Raw genomic sequence first — 19427 nt, 5'->3', positions numbered from 1 at the left:
GCCGTAACGAACAGGAGGCTTCAGCTTAATGCACATGATTCAAGTTGTTTTCTTGACCATACTCGTTTTTTTCGTGATCGTAACGATCCATGAATGGGGTCATTACTATTTCGCAAAACGCGCAGGCATATTGGTGCGAGAATTCGCAATTGGCTTCGGGCCGAAGCTTTTTTCGGTAAAACGTGGCGAGACGAGATATACGCTTCGATTAATACCTGCCGGCGGTTTCGTTCGAATGGCGGGAGAAGATCCAGAAATCGTTGATGTCCAGCCCGGTCAAACGATCGCGGTTCGTCTGAAAGACAATAAAGTGACTAGACTTTATTTGGATCGTCTTGATGACCGCAGCGGTGTTATTCGCGGAGAAATCGTGGCGATCGATCTTGAGCGCAAGCTATCAGTTACACTTGACGTAGAAGGGGAAAACGAGATTTTCTCGGTACACCCTACTGCTTTGATGATCACAAAAGGCAAAGAAACACAAATCGCGCCGCTCGACAGACAATTTGGCAGTAAAACAGTAGCGCAGCGTGCACTTGCTATTTTTGCTGGCCCTATGATGAACTTTGTGCTCGCATTTGTATTGTTTGCTACCTACATTCAGCTAGCAGGTGTTCCTGTTGAGTCGCCTGATAAGCTGCTTGTTAATGAAATATCAGAAGGCATGCCAGCTGATAAAGTAGATTTGAAAAAGGGCGATGTCATCGATGCAGTCAATGGTATCAAAATCGGAGCTGATTTTGATAAAATGATCGCGATTATCGGCAAATCACCGAATGTTCCTGTTAAAATGGATATAATTCGTGACGGCAAAGCTCAGCAAGTTGTTATAACACCTGAACCGAACAAAGAGGGTGTAGGCAAGGTTGGAATCAGTGCCGCATTGCCAACACGTCCGGCTACTTTCTCTGAAACGTTCACAGGCGCAGGCAAGCTCATGAAAAACATGACAGTAAGCATTTTTGAAGGCTTCAAGAAGCTTATTTTCGGAGAGTTCAAGCTTGATGATCTTGGCGGACCTGTGCGAACAGCAGAAGTAACGAGCCAGATTGCTCAGCAAGGCATTGCTCAGTTAACATCATGGACAGCACTGCTAAGCTTGTATTTAGGAATATTTAATTTGCTGCCGATTCCTGCCCTTGATGGAAGCCGCCTCATATTCCTCGGAATTGAAGCGATTAGACGCCGGCCGATTGATCCGAACCGTGAGAGCATGGTACATTTTGTCGGTTTCGCGCTCATCATGTTATTAATGCTCGTAGTAACTTATAATGATATTTTACGATTGGTAAAAGGGGAGTAAATAGTCGCTTATGTCTAAGGATAAACAGTTTGTTACAGAAATCACGCCTCAAAGCGAGGATTTCTCCAGATGGTATATTGATGTTATTAAAAAAGCCGAGCTTATGGATTATTCGCCTGTAAGAGGCTGTATTGTGTTCCGTCCTGAGGGCTATGAGCTTTGGGAAAATATTCAGCGTGATCTGGATCGCCGCTTTAAGGAGACGGGACATCGCAATGCGTATTTCCCGCTCTTTATTCCAGAGAGCTTTTTCCAGAAAGAAAAAGAGCATGTTGAAGGCTTTAATCCCGAGCTGCCTTGGGTAACTGAAGCAGCTGGCGAGAAGCTCGAAGAACGCCTTGCTATTCGTCCAACATCGGAAACGATGTTTGGGCATATGTATTCGAAATGGATTCAATCGTACCGCGATCTTCCGCTGCTCATTAACCAATGGGCAAACGTCGTTCGCTGGGAGAAGCGCACAATGCCATTCCTTCGTACGAGTGAGTTTTTGTGGCAAGAAGGCCATACTGCGCATGAAACAGAAGAGGAAGCGCGTCAAGAGACGATGCAGATGCTTGATGTTTACACGCAATTCGTTGAAGAATTCCTTGCTATCCCTGTAATCAAAGGTGAAAAAACGCCTTCTGAGCGGTTCGCTGGTGCGGTTGATACGTATTCGATCGAAGCGATGATGAAGGACGGGAAGGCTGTTCAAGCCGGAACATCGCATTATTTGGGTACGAAGTTTGCAGTCGCTTTTGATATTAAATTCCTTGATCGTGAGAATACATTGCAATTCGCTCATACAACTTCTTGGGGCGTGAGCACAAGACTAATCGGCGCCCTTATTATGGTTCACGGCGATGATCGTGGTCTGGTGCTACCTCCAAAAGTTGCTCCAACACAAGTGGTTATGATTCCAATTGGCCCTGCAAAAATGCGCGAGCAGGTTGTTGGCCGTGTGGATGAGCTTTATGCAGACCTTAAGAAAGCCGGTATTCGCGTACGCGTGGACGATCGTGCTGACGTGAGCCCAGGCTGGAAGTTCAACGAATATGAGATGCGCGGTGTTCCACTACGCCTTGAGCTTGGACCGCGTGATATGGAAAATGGACAAGTTGTGCTTGTTTCCAGAGTTACTGGAGAGAAGCGTATTGTACAGCAAGCTAATCTTCTTGCAGAAATAGAAGCTATGCTTGAAGAAACGCATCAAGAAATGTTTAATCGTGCGAAGCAGTTCCGTATTGACAACTCTCGTTCGGTTGAAACGCTTGATGAAATGAAAAGTTTTTTGGAAGAACAGCGCGGCTTCGTAGAAGCTGGCTGGTGCGGCTCTGCTGCTTGCGAGAAGCAGGTAAAGGAAGAAACTGGAGCGACAAGCCGGAATATTCCATTTGCCCCTGAATCGCACAAAGAAACATGTCTCGTATGTGGAGATCCATCCAAACATACTGTTGTATTTGCAAGAGCTTATTAAGGACTGAAGCTAGTTCGGTTCGGATCTTAAGGAGTGGTATTTTATGAGCCAAACCGCAAAAAAACGGCAGAGTTTTGAAATGCTTTTACAGCATATTCAGCTGCCGCAAGAACTTATACAAAACTATTTTCAAGATGGATATATAGATCAAGTTATCGTTAGCAACAGCAATCAAGAATGGACGTTTTGCATACGCAAAACGTCCATGGTGCCTTTACAGGCCTATAATGGGCTTTGCCAGGCAGCTAGAATGAAGTTTGAGTCTATCGCTGCAGTCAGTTTTTTGATGATTTATGATCCTGTTGTAGAGACTGAATCCATTGTGATGCAATACTGGGGCTTGTTCATGGAGTGGGCACAGCGCGAGATCGCTTCCGTAAATGGATGGCTGCAGAAATCTTCGATCACGGTTGAAGGTGATTTGCTAACGCTGTCTCTCCTTGACAATACGGGACTGGACCTTGCTCGGAAGAAACGATTGGATGATGAAATTATTCGTTTCTTTAATGAAAATTTCCAGCGCGCATGCAAAGTAAAAATGATCGTCAGCGAATCCAGGCAAGAAATTTTGGATGAATTCTCCCTTCGGATGGTGCAGGAAGAGCGGGAATATGTGCAGGAGCTGATGGCGAGTGCGCAATCCGAGTCTGAGCTCGTCGATGAGAGCGAAATCAAGCTGGCGGTTGGTTATGATATTCGGGAAGAGCCGATTCCATTGATGAATATCATCGAAGAAGAGAAAAAAATTACAGTACAAGGCGCGGTATTCGGCCTCGAAGTGAAAGAGCTTCGTAACGGAAGCACATTGTTTACGTTCAACGTGACTGACTTCTCCGACTCTATCGCGATGAAGATGTTTGCGAAGACGAAGGACGATGTGAAAATATTGAACCAGCTTGCTAATGGCAAGTGGGTCAAAGCTCGCGGCCGCATTGAATATGATCGCTTCATGCAAGAACCGGAGCTTGTGATGATGCCGAATGATTTGCATGAGGTCAGAACACCTGCTGAGCGTATGGATAAAGCGGAAGAAAAGCGCGTGGAATTTCATCTTCATACAACCATGAGCGCTATGGATGCGGTAACTCCGGTAGATGTCTATGTAAAGACAGCTGCCAAATGGGGACATAAGGCGATTGCAGTAACGGACCATAGCAATGTTCAATGTTATCCGGATGCGAATAAGTCGGCTAAAAAACACGGCATAAAAGTGCTTTTTGGTGTTGAAGCAAACATCGTGAACGATGCAGTGCCAATGGTGCTGGAATCAAGACCTGAGCCGCTTGCGACAGCAACTTATATTGTTTTCGATATAGAGACAACGGGCCTTTCCGTTATTAATAACAAAATTATCGAGCTTGCCGGCGTTAAAATGCGTGATGGCAAAGAGATTGATCGTTTCTCTACCCTTATTGATCCGCATGAAAAAATTCCTTACCACATTACGCAGTTGACTAACATCAATGATGATATGGTAAAAGGGCAGCCGGATATTGAGCCTAAGCTTAGAGAATTTATTGAATTCATTGGTGATGATGTTCTTGTCGCCCACAATGCAAGATTTGATATTGGCTTTATTCAAGCCAACTGCAAAGCTTTCGGCATGCCGGAAGTGAAAAATCCAGTGCTCGATACACTGGAGCTCGCTCGATTTATTTTTCCAACGCTCAAAAATCATCGTTTGAATACGTTAGCAGATAAATATAAGGTTAGTCTCGACAATCATCACCGCGCTGTAGACGATTCCCTTGCTCTTGGCGGCGTATTGTATGGCTTGATTGCAGATGCAGCTGAGCGAAATATTACGAATCTACATCAGCTAAATGACTATGTAGGTATTGATTTATCTAATTCTCGGCCTTTCCACAGCAATATTTATGCACTTAATGCTGTTGGGAAGAAAAATTTATTCAAGCTTATTTCCATCTCGCATACAGAGCATTTCAAACGTGTAGCTACAATTCCAAAAACGAAGCTTGTTGCACACCGTGAAGGCTTGCTCGTTATTTCTGGTTGTGAGAAAGGTGAATTTTTCGAAACGGTTCTGAATAAATCGTACGAGGAAGCGCTGGAGGTTGCACGTTTCTATGATGTCCTTGAAATCCAGCCGATTGATTTCTACATGCACTTAGTTGAGAAGGGGCTAGTAGGCAGCCGAGCGGAGATTGAGCAGGCGCATCGCCGGATTTGCCAAATCGGGGATGAGCTGGGCAAGCCGGTTATTGCTACAGGAAACGTTCATTACTTGAATCCGCGCGACAAAATGTATCGTGACATAACGATTCATGGGATCACTGGTTTTAGCCCGCTTAAGAGTATACGCAAACCAGATGCTCATTTCCGTACAACGGAAGAAATGCTGGAGGAATTTGCATTTTTAGGGGAAGCTAGAGCACGTGAGGTCGTCATTACGAATACAGTAGAGCTTGCTGATCGCTTTGAGCCGTATGATATGTTCCCGACGGGACTATTTGCTCCAATTATTGAGGGTGCCGACGAGGAAATTCGCAACACCTGTTATGACACAGCAAAGTCGATGTATGGGGAAGATCTTCCTCAGGTCGTTATCGACAGGCTGGAGAAAGAACTTATTCCTATTATCAAATTTAAGTTCTCTGCCAACTACTTGATCTCGGAGAAGCTTGTTAAGAAATCCAATGCAGATGGTTATTTGGTCGGATCAAGGGGATCGGTTGGCTCCTCGGTCGTTGCGACATTCCTGGGTATCTCAGAGGTTAATCCACTGCCGGCCCATTACTTGTGCAAAAACTCGGATTGCAAGCATAGCGAATGGTTTTTGGACGGAAGCATTCCGAGTGGATTCGATTTGCCGGACAAATTATGCCCGAAATGCGAGAAGCCAATGAAAGGTGAAGGACAGGATATTCCGTTCGAAACCTTCCTAGGATTCAAAGGCGATAAAGTTCCCGATATCGATTTGAACTTCTCAGGGGACTATCAACCGATTGCCCATAACTATACGAAAGTATTGTTTAGCGAGAAGTGTGTGTTCCGTGCAGGCACGATTGGTACGGTTGCAGAAAAAACAGCTTATGGCTTCGCGAAGAAATATGAGGAAGAACATAGCAAGAAATGGCGCGGAGCGGAGCTTGCGAGGCTTGCGAGCGGCTGTACCGGCGTAAAACGAAGCACGGGACAGCATCCAGGCGGTATCGTCGTTGTTCCCGATTATATCGATGTTGAAGATATAACGCCTGTTCAATTTCCAGCAGACGATGTGAATGCGGAATGGAAGACAACTCATTTTGACTATCACGCGTTTGATGAAAACTTGCTTAAGCTCGATATTCTGGGGCACGATGATCCGACAATGATGCGGATGCTGCAGGATTTGACCGGCGTTGATCCAACGTCAATTCCGATGAATGATCCTAAAGTCATGAGCATGTTCAACTCCACCAAAGCACTTAACGTGCCGGGCGAGCAAATTCGCTCTTCGGTAGCTACTTACGGAGTGCCGGAAATGGGAACGAAGTTCGTTCGTCAAATGCTTCAAGAGACGCAGCCTTCTTCGTTTGCCGATTTGCTGCAAATTTCCGGATTGTCTCATGGAACGGGAGTTTGGCTAGGAAATGCACAAGAGCTGATCAAGAACGGCACTTGCAACATCAAGACGGTAATTGGTTGCCGGGATGATATCATGTTGTTCTTGATCTATAAAGCTGGAATGGACGCTGGACTTGCATTCAAAATTACGGAAAGTGTTCGTAAAGGTAAAGGGTTGACGCCAGAGTGGATCGAAGAGATGAAGCGGTGCAAGGTGCCGCAGTGGTACATTGATTCTTGCCTGCGCATCGAGTATATGTTCCCGAAAGCCCATGCCGCGGCCTACGTCATATCGGCAGTTCGCACCGCCTATTTCAAGCTTTATCATCCAATAGAGTATTATGCTACTTACTTTACAGTAAGAGCGGACGATTTTGATTTGGAGCTGCTTTGCCAAGGATATGATGCGATTTTGCGTAAGCTGATCGAGATCGAAGCTAAAGGGTTTAATGCGCTCCCTAAAGAGAAAAACATGGTGTCGCAGCTGGAAATGTCACTTGAGATGACAGCGCGCGGCTTCTCCTTTAAGCCGATCGATCTATATCGTTCTGACGCGACGAAGTTTCTTGTTGATGGGGATTCCCTTATTCCGCCATTTGCTGCCATTGCGGGAATTGGCGATAACGCCGCACGTAATATCGCAGCCTCAAGAGACGATGGCGAGTATTTGTCAATCGAGGATTTCCAAATGAAATCGAAGGCTACAAAAACGATTATTGAGGTTCTTGGAAACATGGGCTGCTTCCGTGGATTGCCTGAATCTAATCAGCTTTCTCTGTTCTAGAAGCGGCTTGAATAGAAAAGATTTCTTGTCACTATAGTGCGGTTATGTTATAATTTTTCTGGCAATGATGATTATAAAGACTTTGATGCAGAAGAGTGGGGAAACCCACTCTTTACGTTTTGTTAATGGCAAAATGGCATAGTGCGTATAAACAGGAGGTCAACTGAATTTGAGTACATCCAAAATCAAAGCCGCTGTCCAGGAAATGGTATTACCATACCTCAGCAGCAATGGATTTGAACTGGTTGATATTGAGTATGTAAAAGAAGGAAGCAATTATTTCCTTCGTATTTTCGTAGATAAAGAAGGCGGCATCGACATCGATGACTGCGGTCGTATCAGCGAATTCATAAGTGAGCAATTGGACAAAAACGATCCAATTACAGATGTTTATTTCTTGGAAGTATCTTCCCCAGGAGCAGAAAGACCGCTTCGGAATGAAGATGAAGTACGTAAAGCAATCGGTAAGCACGTTTACATAACGACATATGAACCGATTAGCGGCGCTAAAGAATTTGAGGGGCTGCTACTTGCATTTGATGGAGAAAATGCAGTCGTTCGTACAGCCAAAAAGGAATATACCATTCCTTATGATAAGGTGGCTGGCGCCAGACTCGCAATCGTGTTCTAAATATTCGTTTCTATATTGAAAGGGGGAAATCCAGTCCAATGAGTATGGATTTTATTGAAGCACTACAAGAAATAGAAAGAGACAAAGGGATTACCAAGGATGTGCTCCTTGAAGCCATTGAGGCTGCTCTTATCTCCAGCTACAAAAGAAATTTTAATACCGCTCAAAATGTACGCGTCGATATCAACCGTCATACTGGTGTTATCAAAGTATACGCCCGCAAGACTGTAGTTGATGAAGTACTAGATCCGCGTCTGGAAATTACAGTGGAGGCTTCAAGAGAAATCAATCCTCATTATCAGCTTGACGATATTGCGGATATTGAAGTTACGCCGCGTGATTTCGGACGTATTGCTGCTCAAACAGCGAAGCAGGTTGTTACTCAGCGTATTCGTGAGGCTGAGCGCGGACTGATTTATAATGCTTTTATCGATAAAGAGGAAGATATCGTTAACGGTATCGTTCAACGTCAGGATGTTCGCAATTTATTTGTGGATCTAGGCAAGGTTGAGGCTGTATTGCCTTTGACTGAGCTTATGCCAACTGATAAGTTTAAGCATGGTGACCGCGTGAAGTCGTATATCACGAAAGTTGAGAACACGACTAAAGGTCCTCAAATCATTTTATCCCGCACGCATCCTGGCCTTTTAAAACGTTTGTTCGAGCTTGAAGTGCCTGAGATCTATGACGGAGTAGTAGAAATTCGTTCGGTTGCTCGTGAAGCTGGCTTCCGTTCAAAGATTGCGGTTCATTCCCGTAACTCCGAGGTTGATCCAGTCGGTTCATGTGTTGGCCAAAAAGGACTGCGCGTTCAGACGATCGTAAACGAGCTTAAAGGTGAAAAAATCGATATCGTTCGTTGGTCTGAAAGCGTGGATGAATATGTTGCGAATGCACTTAGCCCTTCAAAGGTGCTAGAGGTTATCGTATTCGAACAAGAGAAGATGGCCAGAGTAATCGTGCCGGATTACCAACTATCGCTTGCGATCGGTATTAAAGGTCAGAATGCAAGGCTTGCTGCCAAGCTGACTGGCTGGAAAATCGATATCAAGAGCGAAACGCAGGCAGAGCAGGAGTATGGACGTCCGAAATCAATGACTACGGTCATGCATCAGGATTCAGTTTCCATCGACTAATCTGAATTTTTCAACAGATACGCGTCAATTCAGCTGGCAGAGGAGGGGTGTACAATGAGACCGAGAAAAGTACCGCTTCGCAAATGCGTCGCTTGTCAGGACATGATGCCGAAGAAGGAACTCATTCGGATTGTGCGGACACCGGCCGAAGAGGTGCAGATTGACCTGAAAGGCAAACAAGCTGGCCGCGGTGCATATTTATGCGGTAAAGTCAGTTGCTTTAAATTAGCGAAGAAATCCAAGGCGCTTGATCGAGCACTGAAACAGCATGTTGGTGAACACATTTACGATCAACTTGAGCAGGATTTTATAGCGGTAGAGGAACAGTTTATTGCTGGTAAGGAGCTGATAAGCGATGAAGCAGAATAAGAGCTTATCACAGCTTGGCATGGCAATGCGTGCCGGAAAGCTGATTACAGGCGATGAAATTGTCCTCAAAGCTGTAAGAAATAAACAAGTGCATCTCGTTATCCTTGCAGGAGATGCTTCAGACAATACGAAAAAAAAGTTTCGTGACAAATGCAACACCTACGGAATACAACTCGCCGAAGCATTCGACCGTGAGCAACTAGGAAAGGCGATTGGTAAGCCAGAACGGGTTGTAATAGCGGTAAGCGATGCGCAATTCGGAAAAATGATTGCGAGTCATCTGAGCCATAATACGGAGGTGGATCATATTGGACAATAAACAAGACAGCAAGGACAATAAAGATAAGCTGCGCGTTTACGAGTATGCCAAGTCACTTAATATGAGCAGCAAAGAAATCATAACGATTCTAAAAAGACTTGATTTGCCAGTCAATAACCATATGAGTGTCATGGAAAACGAAATGGTAAATAAGGTTGAAGGTTTTTTCCGCAATATTAAACAAAATGCAGCTGCAAAGCGCGCGCAAGAAACAACAAATGTAACGGTTTCTTCCGCTCAACCTACTGCCAACAAGCCGCAATCGCAGCAGCCGCAGCAGCAGGAGAAGAAGCCGCAGCCAGTACAAGAAAATAAAAATACGAATCAAGACAGACAGGGGCCTATGAATTCTATTAATACGAAACCACAAACAACCCAACAGCAGTCAGAACAAAGACCAGCAGGACAACAAACAAGTCGTCCAGCATCACAATCAAGCAGCAACCGTCCTTCACAAGGCAGTTCTAATTCGAGCCGTCCAAGCCAAGGACAAGGCGGACAAGGTAATCGCCCAGCGGGTTCTAACGCGGGTTCAAGCCGTCCATCACAAGGTCAAGGCGGTCAAAGCAGTCGTCCAGCATCATCTGGACAAAGCCGTCCTTCACAAGGCGGACAAAGCAATACAGGCAGCCGTCCAAGCGCTCCGCGTTCAGACGCAAGCAGCCGTCCAGCATCATCAGGCCAAAGTCGTTTCGACTCTAAGCCAGCACAAGGACAAGCGCGCGGTAACGACAACAGAAACGCAAGACCTGGCCAAAAGAGATTTGAAGACGGCAAACCAGGCGGCTTCAGAGGCAACAATGGCCGTGGTGGTCAAAAAGGTCGCGGCGGCAAGTTCCAACAACAACCGCCACGCGAGAAAATTGACAATACGCCAAAGAAAATTATTGTACGCGGTACAATGACTGTTGGCGAATTGGCAAAATTACTGCATAAGGATGCATCAGAAGTTATTAAAAAACTGATTTTCCTTGGCGTAATGGCTACGATCAACCAAGAAATCGATATGGATGCGATTCATTTGATCGCAACAGACTACGGGGTAGAGGTTGAAGTGAAAATTCCTGTTGAGGAAGATTCCTTCGAAACCGTAGAAGAAACAGACGAAGATGAAAATTTGGTAACACGTCCACCGGTTGTGACTATTATGGGTCACGTTGACCACGGTAAAACAACTTTGCTTGATGCCATTCGCAAAACGAATGTAACTGGCGGAGAAGCCGGCGGAATTACACAGCACATCGGTGCTTACCAAGTTGAAATTAACCATAAAAAAATTACGTTCCTCGATACACCTGGTCACGAAGCGTTTACGCTTATGCGTGCACGCGGTGCGCAGGTTACGGACATTACGATCATCGTAGTAGCAGCTGATGACGGCATCATGCCGCAAACTGTTGAAGCCATCAACCATGCAAAAGCAGCTGGCGTTCCTATTATCGTAGCGGTTAACAAAATCGATAAACCAGAAGCGAATACAGAGAAAATCAAACAAGAAATGACTGAATATGAACTCGTTCCGGAAGAGTGGGGCGGCGACACTATTTTCGTCGAAGTTTCCGCTAAACAAAGAATTGGTCTTGAAGGCCTTCTTGAAATGATTTTGCTCGTTGCTGAGATGAATGACTACAAAGCTAACCCGAACAAACGCGCTCGCGCTACTGTTATCGAAGCTGAGCTTGATAAAGGTAAAGGTCCTGTTGCACGTATTCTCGTTCAACACGGCACTTTGAAAATTGGGGATGCTTTTGTTGCAGGTAACTGCTTCGGCCGTATTAGAGCAATGGTTAATGATAAAGGCCGTCGCTTAAAAGAAGCAGGTCCTTCTACGCCAGTAGAAATTACTGGTCTAACAGAAGTTCCATTAGCGGGAGATCCGTTCATGGTATTTGAAGATGAGCGCAAAGCCCGTGATATTGCTGATCGTCGTTCCATTAAACAGCGTCAATCGGATATGGGGGCGAATACACGCGTAACGCTTGATGATCTGTATAACCATATCAAAGATGGTGAAATTAAAGACCTGAACGTTATTATCAAATCCGACGTTCAAGGTTCTTCCGAAGCACTTAAAGGCTCGCTCGCAAAAATTGAAATCGAAGGCGTTCGCGTAAAAATCATCCATAGCGGTGTTGGCGCGATTACAGAATCGGATATCATTTTGGCGTCAGCTTCCAATGCTATCGTAATCGGATTTAACGTTCGTCCTGATCCACAAGCAGAAGCAACGATTGCACAAGAAAAGGTTGACGTTCGTATGCACCGCGTCATCTACAACGTAATCGATGAGATTGAACAAGCAATGAAAGGCATGCTTGATCCAATCTACAAAGAGGTTGTTATTGGCCACGCTGAAGTTCGTAACGTATTTAAAGTGACTAAAGTTGGCGCAATTGCAGGTTGTATGATTACTGACGGTAAAATTTCTCGTAACGCTGAAGCACGTTTGGTTCGTAGCGGTATCGTTGTCTTCACAGGCAAAATTGAATCCCTAAAACGTTTCAAAGACGATGCTAAAGAAGTTGCAGCAGGTTATGAGTGTGGTATCACGCTTGATCGTTTCAACGATGTTCGTGAAGGCGATATTATCGAAGCGTTTGTCATGGAATCAGTAGAGAGGTGAGTAAAGCATGGCAAAAATCCGAGTAGGACGGGTCGGCGAACAGATTAAAAAAGAGCTGAGCCAAATTATACAAACAGAGCTGAAAGATCCTAGAATCGGATTCATTACTGTAACAGGTGTTGAAACATCGAGTGATCTCTCACAAGCAAAAGTGTATTTAAGCGTGCTTGGCAGCGAAGAGCAGAAGGAAGCGACGCTTAAGGCACTAGCGAGCGGAACAGGATTTATTCGCACAGAGCTTGGCAAGCGCATGCGCCTTCGCCATACACCCGTATTGCTGTTCAAGTTTGACAGCAGTATTGAATATGGCAGCCGCATCGAGGCATTGCTTGAAAACATCAACAATGGGAATTCAGCTCGATGATAAATCAAAGCAGCTATTCGATGCAGCTAGATGAAGCGCTGGCGTTCATGAAAACTTACGATCATTTTTTGGTCGTATCGCATGTACAGCCTGACGGTGACGCTATTAGTTCTACTGTTGTCGTAGGCTGGATGCTTGAGAAACTTGGGAAGTCGGCAGTACTGATTAATGAAAGCGAGCTGCCGTCCAGACTTCGTTTCTTGCATCAATTTGATTCCATTCTCAATTACAAGCGCGATGTAACTCAGCAAACATTTGATGCCATTATTTCGGTCGATTGTGCGGATTTCAAACGTATTGGAGAGGTAGCGAGCAGCTTTGCACCAGATGCAAAGCTGCTTAATATCGATCATCATCCAACAAACAATGGATTTGGCACCGTAAATGTTATACGAGCAGAAGCTGCGGCTACTGTTGAAATATTGTATGATTTAATCGAGAGAGCAGAAATCGCATTAGATGTGAATTGTGCAACAGCAATCTACACCGGTTTATTGACCGATACAGGCGGGTTTCGTTATTCCAACACGAGTCCGCGTGTCATGGAGATTGCCTCGCATTTGCTCGCTTTAGGCGTGTCCGGCAATGAGCTCGCTGATCATCTTCTTGAGAAAATGACTATGGCTAAGCTCAAGCTTCTCCAGCTCGCACTCAATCGCCTCACATTTACGGATAACTTAGAGATCGGCTGGGTCTATATTGGCAAAGATGATTTGCGCAATACAGGTGCAGTTCCTGAAGATCTAGAAGGAATCGTGAATTATGCGCTTAATGTGGATGGAGTTGAAGTCGGCATTCTATTTAAAGAAACGGAAGACGGTGCAGTCAAAGCAAGCATGCGTTCAGCAGGCAAAGCCAATGTAGCTGCAATTGCGCAAGCATTCGGTGGTGGCGGTCATGTGCGTGCAGCAGGATGCCGGATTGAAGGTTCTTTAACGACCTCGATTGAAGAGCTAGTGGAAGCAGTCAGAAAGGCGTTGATTTAAGCGATGGACGGCATTTTGGCAGTTTGGAAGCCTGAAGGCTGGACTTCTCATGATGTAGTTGCAAAAGTACGCCGAGTGCTGAAGATGAAGCGAATTGGTCATACAGGAACGCTTGATCCTATGGTAACGGGTGTATTGCCGCTATGTCTTGGGCGTGCAACGAGAGTAGTCGAATATGTGCAAGAGCGGCCTAAGTCATATGAAGCCGTATTGCAGCTTGGAATTGCGACAGATACAGAGGACATAACGGGTACAGTTATTGCGCGGCAATCGCCAATATCGGTTACAGAAGAGGATGTTCGCCATGCACTGTCGCAGTTTTTAGGCGAGATCGATCAAGTACCTCCCATGTATTCCGCTGTCAAAGTTGATGGCAAGCGATTGTACGAGTTAGCTAGAGAAGGAAAGACCGTTGAGCGGAAATCGAGAAAAGTAACGATTCATCAAATAGATCTCATTGACACTCAGCTCGATCTTGATCAGCCTCAGATTTCGTTTTCTGTCGTTTGTTCAAAAGGTACATACATTCGCACGTTATGTGTGGACATCGGCAAAGCGCTAGGTGTTCCTGCTACGATGGCCCATTTGACGCGAACAATGTCAGGCGGTATTACAAAGGAAAGCTGCTTGACGCTTGAGCAAATCGAGCAATTGCAGCAATCGGGTGAATTAAGCGGACATATCATTTCTGCTGATGAAGCCATTACACATTTGGATCGTGTGACGATTCCAGAATCGTTTGGGAAACTTGCACTTCAAGGACAGAAAGTTAGTCTCAGCCATTCCGTCGAACATGCAGCATTGACTTTAGATGGACAACTTATACGTCTTTATAATGATCAAAGCTCGTTTCTAGGTATTTTTCAGATTGATTTGAATGCAAATGTTTTCAAGCCAATCAAAGTGTTTTCAGCTTAGCTTATCGTTGTAGAAAGTTAATAGGAAATGCAGGTGCTTCAGCGTTGGAAATTATACCATTAAGTTTTCCTTTAAACGGTTTGTCCACGTTGTCGCTGGACAAACCGCTTTCCATAGCAATCGGTCATTTTGACGGGGTTCATCGTGGACATCAGAACGTGATTCGCCAAGCTGTAAATGCGGCGAAGGAATCCGAGATGCTATCAGCGGTTTTGACATTTGATCCTCATCCGAAGGAAGTTCTCGGACAAGGTGAGCAATATTATCGTTGCCTTACGCCTTTTGATGCGAAGACAGCGTTATTTGCAGAGCTTGGCGTAGATCTTGTATTCATAATGAAGTTTGATCTTGAGTTTGCTTCAGTATCACCTGAGCGCTTCGTCAATGAGGTTCTGCGCACACTCCGTGCTAAGCAGGTCGTTGTAGGCTTTGATTTCAACTTCGGCCACAAAGGCTCAGGTAATGCAGAGACTTTGAAGCAGCTAGCAGAGCCTGATATTTCTGTTCATATCATTGAGCCTTTGATCGAGAACGGGGTAAAAGTAAGCAGTACTTATATCCGTGAAGCACTTGAGCAAGGTGATCTTGAACTGGCAGAACGATTGCTTGGCAGGCCATATGAAGTTGAAGGGATCGTTGTCCATGGGGACAAAAGAGGTCGTACGATCGGGTTCCCAACAGCAAACCTGCAATTTAATGCCCCATATATCGCGCCAAGGCTTGGCGTTTATGCGGTAATGGCTTGGATTGGTGATACCGCATACCCTGGTGTTTTAAACTATGGTTTAAAACCAACCTTTAATAAAGATGAGCTGAAACCTGTAATGGAAGCTCATTTGTTTGACTTCAACAGCGATATATACGGTGAGCATATGCGTTTGCAATTGCTATCGTTTATCCGTTCGGAGAAAAAATTTAATTCCATTGCCGAGCTTGTTGAGCAGATTGGATCTGATTCTGAGCAAGCGAAGGCGATCCATGGTTACAACTAACTGATCGTATCAACCATTCGTGTGAAAACGGATGTTGGGCATTGTTTATTTATGATCCTCGACATTCGTCCACCTTATGTGTTATACTATACAACGTTGTAAGTAGTCATACATTTTGTGTGACATAGGGACAAACTTAACCTTAGCTTGGATGTCCGATCTCACCGACGGCTTCGAGGCTAATGGCGATTATCAAGAAGGAGGTGAATTAGGATGGCAATTACACAAGTACGTAAAAACGAACTGATTGAGACGCATAAGACACATGCAACTGACACGGGTTCCCCGGAAGTTCAAGTGGCTATCCTGACTGAAAACATCGTTAACTTGACTCAACATTTGCGGGAGCACAAGAAAGATCATCATTCCCGTCGTGGTTTGCTCAAGATGGTAGGTCAGCGCCGTAAGCTGCTTGCATACCTTAAAAACAATGATGTTAGACGTTACAGCGCATTGATCGAAAAACTCGGCCTACGCCGCTAAAACATGCGTAAAGAAAAGCAACCTGGTTGTCCAGCCGTCCGGGAATAACGGATGAGCGGATTCGGGTTGCTTTTTGTAATAGGGAAACACTCGGTATAAACTGCCAATTAGCAGTGAAATAGACTAATCGAATAACTATTAGGAGGGATAAAATGGTACAACGAATTGAGATGATGGTAGGCGGAAGACCGCTATCCATTGAAACCGGCCGCCTTGCGAAGCAGGCGAATGCAGCAGTCACTGTTCAGTATGGTGATACTGTCGTATTGTGTACGGTAACAGCGTCAGCAGGTCCGAAGGATCTGGATTTCTTCCCATTGACTGTTAACTATGAAGAACGTTTGTATGCTGTTGGTAAAATTCCAGGTGGATTCATTAAACGTGAAGGCCGTCCAAGCGAGAAGGCGATTTTGTCCAGCCGACTTACGGACAGGCCTATTCGTCCGTTATTCCCAGAAGGTTTCCGGAATGACGTTCAAGTCATGAACATTGTAATGAGCGTGGATCAGGATTGTTCGCCAGAAATTGCGGCTATGATCGGTACTTCTGCTGCACTATCCATTTCTGACGTTCCTTTTGACGGTCCAATTGGCGGAGTAAACGTTGGACGTGTTAATGGCGAATTCATTATTAATCCGACGGTAGAGCAAAGCGTAGAAACGGATATTTTTGTAGTTGTCGCAGGAACGAAAGATGCGATCATGATGGTGGAAGCAGAAGCAAACGAAGTTTCTGAAGCAGTAATGCTTGAAGCGATTATGTTTGGTCATGACGAAATCAAAAAGATCGTAGCAAAAATAGAAGAGCTGCAAGCTGTAGCCGGCAAACCGAAAATGGAAGTTAAGCTACATACTGTAAATGAGCAAGTGAATGCTGATGTTCGTGCTTATGCTTCTGCTGGTTTGGTTGAAGCGATTAAGGTTGAAGAAAAGCATGCTCGTCAAGAAGCAATTGACGCAGTTAACAGCGCAGCAGTTGCTCACTTTGAAGAGCAATATATCGATACGCCTGAACTTCTCTCTGATGTTAAAGAAGTTCTTTATGACATCGTGAAGGAAGAAGTACGTCGACTTATTTCTCATGATAAAGTTCGTCCAGATGGCCGTTCGCTTGATGAAATTCGTCCAATCGATTGTGATGTGGCAATTTTGCCTCGCACACATGGAACAGGGCTGTTTACTCGTGGACAAACACAAGCACTAAGTATTTGTACGCTTGGCGCAATGGGCGACGTTCAAATTTTGGATGGCATTTCGCCTGAAGAAACAAAACGTTTCATGCATCACTATAACTTCCCGCCGTTCAGCGTTGGTGAAGCTCGTCCGCTTCGTCCGCCAGGCCGTCGTGAAATCGGGCATGGTGCTCTCGGAGAACGTGCACTTTCCAAAGTTATTCCATCTGAAGCTGAATTCCCTTACACGATTCGTCTTGTTTCGGAAGTTTTGGAATCTAACGGTTCTTCTTCACAAGCAAGCATTTGCGCAAGCACACTTGCTATGATGGATGCAGGGGTACCAATCAAAGCGCCAGTAGCTGGTATTGCTATGGGTCTCATTAAAGATGGCGATCACTTTGCAATTCTTTCTGATATTCAAGGGATGGAAGATCATCTCGGCGATATGGACTTTAAAGTTGCAGGTACAGCTGAAGGCGTTACAGCTATTCAAATGGATATCAAGATTGCCGGCATCAACCGCGCTATTTTGGAGCAATCGCTTGAACAAGCTCGCCAAGGCCGTATTTTCATCCTAGGTAAAATGCTCGAAAGCTTGCCGACTACTCGTCCAAACTTATCGAAGTATGCACCGAAAATTTTGACGCTTCGCATTAATCCGGACAAAATCCGTGATGTTATTGGCGCAGGCGGAAAAATCATCAACAAAATCATTGAAGAAACTGGCGTGAAAATCGATATCGAGCAAGACGGAATGGTATTTATCGCTTCTTCAAACGAAGAGATGAACCAAAAAGCTAAATCGATTATCGAAGGTATCGTTAAAGAAGTGGTTGTTGGTGAAATTTATATGGGTACGGTTAAGCGCGTTGAGAAGTTCGGTGCTTTTGTTGAAATTTTGCCGAACAAAGATGGACTTGTCCATATTTCTCAATTGTCGAATGAACGTGTTGCAAAAACAGAGGATGTCGTTAACATTGGCGACCAAATCAAAGTTAAAGTAACCGAAATTGACGGACAAGGCCGTATTAACTTGTCTGCCAAAATTTTGATGACGCCAGAAGCATCGCCGCAATAAGCTTTTATTGCTTGGCGGTCATATAAATAAGAAGAAAAGAGACAGATTTGATCTGGCTCTTTTTGTTTTTTAAAGCGACATCTGGTCACCATCTTGCCCAGCCGCAGCATATTCTCGTCCTACTTTTCATACATATGAATTAACATGCCGAAATAAGGTCAAGCTTAGGAAGCGTGCGAGGACTTATATGGGAGTGGGAATAATGATGCTTAGAAAAGCAGCTGCAATTGTGGCAAGCATGCTTCTAGTGCTTGCATTCGTCAGTATGAACGACGACATATCAAAATTTCTCTCTTCTTTAAAATATGATAGTAAAATGGTTTATGCACAATATTCTTATACGCAATCGGAGAAGCAGAGGCTGCTGAACATTATTTCGGAAGAAGCAGATAAGCGAAATATTGCACCAGTAGACGCGCGGATTGATCGCGTTTGGAGAGCTATTCCAGGGTACAACGGTTTGGAAGTCGATGTCGATAAAACGCTCGAAGCTGCTTTGATTGCTCCGCCTTCTCAAACCATTCCTTATGTTTATAAAGAGGTTGAACCCAAAATCAGTCTTAATGATCTTGGTCCACATCCGATTTTTCGCGGCAACCCCAACAAAAAGATGATATCGCTTATGATCAATGTTGCTTGGGGCAATGAGTACATAGATTCCATATTAAAAACACTTAACCGTGAAAAGGTGAAAGCTACCTTTTTCCTTGATGGCAGCTGGCTAAGTAAAAACGCTGATGTTGCTAAGCAAATACAAGCTGAAGGACATGAAATGTCTAATCATGCGTATACTCATCCTGACATGAGTGCGATTAGCAGGGAAGCGCAGTACACTCAAATAGCCAAAACCGAAGCCTTATTAAAATCGAGCTTGAACGTGAACAACAAATGGTTTGCTCCGCCGTCGGGTTCTTTTAATCAAGCTACTGTCCAGATTGCCGAGGAGCAGGGGTTAAAAACGGTGCTGTGGACCATTGATACGGTTGATTGGCAGAAACCGCCTGCAGATGCCGTTGTGCGCAAAATTGCATCGAAATTAGAGCCTGGAGCGCTAATATTAATGCATCCTACAGCCACAACACGAGATGCGCTGCCTGGCATAATTGCTACAGCTAAATCAAAAGGCTACGCGATAGGAACGGTTAGTGAGACGCTTTCCTCCAAGCGGATTCCCGTTGAAGTTGAGGGAGCGGACTGATTCTGCTATAGTAAAAACATTCATGTTTAGAGTCACATGTATA

15 protein-coding genes are annotated in these 19427 nt (G+C 44.8%); all 15 read left to right on the top strand.

The genetic code is table 11. The annotated features are described in order from the left end of the window. Positions 1-28: 28 nt before the first annotated feature. Positions 29-1303, top strand: coding sequence for an RIP metalloprotease RseP (gene rseP / locus ACIFSR_RS03290; RefSeq protein ID WP_076269180.1), 1275 nt, complete (start codon positions 29-31; stop codon positions 1301-1303). Positions 1304-1313: 10 nt separating this feature from the next. Further along, complete coding sequence (gene proS, locus ACIFSR_RS03285; protein WP_339208955.1) at positions 1314-2762, top strand: proline--tRNA ligase; 1449 nt, start codon at positions 1314-1316, stop codon at positions 2760-2762. A 43-nt stretch (positions 2763-2805) separates the two neighbouring features. Then, the gene (locus tag ACIFSR_RS03280) at positions 2806-7113 is read left to right on the top strand and encodes a PolC-type DNA polymerase III (protein ID WP_339208957.1); all 4308 of its coding nucleotides are present in this window, start codon (positions 2806-2808) and stop codon (positions 7111-7113) included. Positions 7114-7282: 169 nt separating this feature from the next. Next, positions 7283-7744, top strand: coding sequence for a ribosome maturation factor RimP (rimP, locus tag ACIFSR_RS03275; RefSeq protein WP_339208958.1), 462 nt, complete (start codon positions 7283-7285; stop codon positions 7742-7744). A 38-nt stretch (positions 7745-7782) separates the two neighbouring features. Beyond that, positions 7783-8880, top strand: a complete 1098-nt coding sequence (gene nusA, locus ACIFSR_RS03270) for a transcription termination factor NusA (protein ID WP_054028947.1) — start codon at positions 7783-7785, stop codon at positions 8878-8880. Positions 8881-8934: 54 nt separating this feature from the next. Then, positions 8935-9249: an RNase P modulator RnpM gene (gene rnpM, locus ACIFSR_RS03265; RefSeq protein ID WP_076269184.1), complete on the top strand. Its 315-nt coding sequence runs from the start codon at positions 8935-8937 to the stop codon at positions 9247-9249. Next, entirely contained in the window at positions 9236-9568 is a 333-nt protein-coding gene (locus ACIFSR_RS03260; protein WP_430054923.1) for a L7Ae/L30e/S12e/Gadd45 family ribosomal protein, read from the top strand. The genes rnpM and ACIFSR_RS03260 overlap by 14 nt, the downstream gene beginning before the upstream one ends. Positions 9569-9629: 61 nt before the next feature. Next, entirely contained in the window at positions 9630-12191 is a 2562-nt protein-coding gene (gene infB / locus ACIFSR_RS03255) for a translation initiation factor IF-2 (RefSeq protein WP_430055125.1), read from the top strand. A 7-nt stretch (positions 12192-12198) separates the two neighbouring features. Next, complete coding sequence (rbfA, locus tag ACIFSR_RS03250; RefSeq protein ID WP_054028943.1) at positions 12199-12555, top strand: 30S ribosome-binding factor RbfA; 357 nt, start codon at positions 12199-12201, stop codon at positions 12553-12555. Then, positions 12552-13541, top strand: coding sequence for a DHH family phosphoesterase (locus ACIFSR_RS03245; protein ID WP_339208960.1), 990 nt, complete (start codon positions 12552-12554; stop codon positions 13539-13541). The genes rbfA and ACIFSR_RS03245 overlap by 4 nt, the downstream gene beginning before the upstream one ends. A gap of 3 nt (positions 13542-13544) precedes the next feature. Then, complete coding sequence (gene truB, locus ACIFSR_RS03240; protein ID WP_076269187.1) at positions 13545-14459, top strand: tRNA pseudouridine(55) synthase TruB; 915 nt, start codon at positions 13545-13547, stop codon at positions 14457-14459. Between the two features lie 44 nt (positions 14460-14503). After that, entirely contained in the window at positions 14504-15451 is a 948-nt protein-coding gene (locus tag ACIFSR_RS03235) for a bifunctional riboflavin kinase/FAD synthetase (protein ID WP_430054921.1), read from the top strand. A 213-nt stretch (positions 15452-15664) separates the two neighbouring features. Beyond that, a complete protein-coding gene (rpsO, locus tag ACIFSR_RS03230; protein ID WP_053375765.1) occupies positions 15665-15934 on the top strand; it encodes a 30S ribosomal protein S15 in 270 nt (89 codons plus the stop codon). 152 nt (positions 15935-16086) lie between these two features. After that, positions 16087-18186: a polyribonucleotide nucleotidyltransferase gene (gene pnp / locus ACIFSR_RS03225; RefSeq protein ID WP_076269189.1), complete on the top strand. Its 2100-nt coding sequence runs from the start codon at positions 16087-16089 to the stop codon at positions 18184-18186. 202 nt (positions 18187-18388) lie between these two features. Further along, positions 18389-19384, top strand: a complete 996-nt coding sequence (locus ACIFSR_RS03220) for a polysaccharide deacetylase family protein (RefSeq protein ID WP_430054916.1) — start codon at positions 18389-18391, stop codon at positions 19382-19384. Positions 19385-19427 lie beyond the last annotated feature (43 nt).

The organism is Paenibacillus sp. NRS-1760 (assembly GCF_050467785.1).
Taxonomy (GTDB): Bacteria; Bacillota; Bacilli; order Paenibacillales; family Paenibacillaceae; genus Pristimantibacillus.
This window is presented reverse-complemented; position numbering and strand designations above follow the sequence as displayed.

Excerpts from the sequence above, each read along its gene's own strand:
- rseP (WP_076269180.1), top strand. The coding sequence starts at position 29 with ATGCACATGATTCAAGTTGTTTTCTTGACCATACTCGTTTTTTTCGTG.
- proS (WP_339208955.1), top strand. The coding sequence starts at position 1,314 with ATGTCTAAGGATAAACAGTTTGTTACAGAAATCACGCCTCAAAGCGAG.
- ACIFSR_RS03280 (WP_339208957.1), top strand. The coding sequence starts at position 2,806 with ATGAGCCAAACCGCAAAAAAACGGCAGAGTTTTGAAATGCTTTTACAG.
- nusA (WP_054028947.1), top strand. The coding sequence starts at position 7,783 with ATGAGTATGGATTTTATTGAAGCACTACAAGAAATAGAAAGAGACAAA.
- rnpM (WP_076269184.1), top strand. The coding sequence starts at position 8,935 with ATGAGACCGAGAAAAGTACCGCTTCGCAAATGCGTCGCTTGTCAGGAC.
- ACIFSR_RS03260 (WP_430054923.1), top strand. The coding sequence starts at position 9,236 with ATGAAGCAGAATAAGAGCTTATCACAGCTTGGCATGGCAATGCGTGCC.
- infB (WP_430055125.1), top strand. The coding sequence starts at position 9,630 with ATGAGCAGCAAAGAAATCATAACGATTCTAAAAAGACTTGATTTGCCA.
- rbfA (WP_054028943.1), top strand. The coding sequence starts at position 12,199 with ATGGCAAAAATCCGAGTAGGACGGGTCGGCGAACAGATTAAAAAAGAG.
- ACIFSR_RS03245 (WP_339208960.1), top strand. The coding sequence starts at position 12,552 with ATGATAAATCAAAGCAGCTATTCGATGCAGCTAGATGAAGCGCTGGCG.
- truB (WP_076269187.1), top strand. The coding sequence starts at position 13,545 with ATGGACGGCATTTTGGCAGTTTGGAAGCCTGAAGGCTGGACTTCTCAT.
- rpsO (WP_053375765.1), top strand. The coding sequence starts at position 15,665 with ATGGCAATTACACAAGTACGTAAAAACGAACTGATTGAGACGCATAAG.
- pnp (WP_076269189.1), top strand. The coding sequence starts at position 16,087 with ATGGTACAACGAATTGAGATGATGGTAGGCGGAAGACCGCTATCCATT.
- ACIFSR_RS03220 (WP_430054916.1), top strand. The coding sequence starts at position 18,389 with ATGATGCTTAGAAAAGCAGCTGCAATTGTGGCAAGCATGCTTCTAGTG.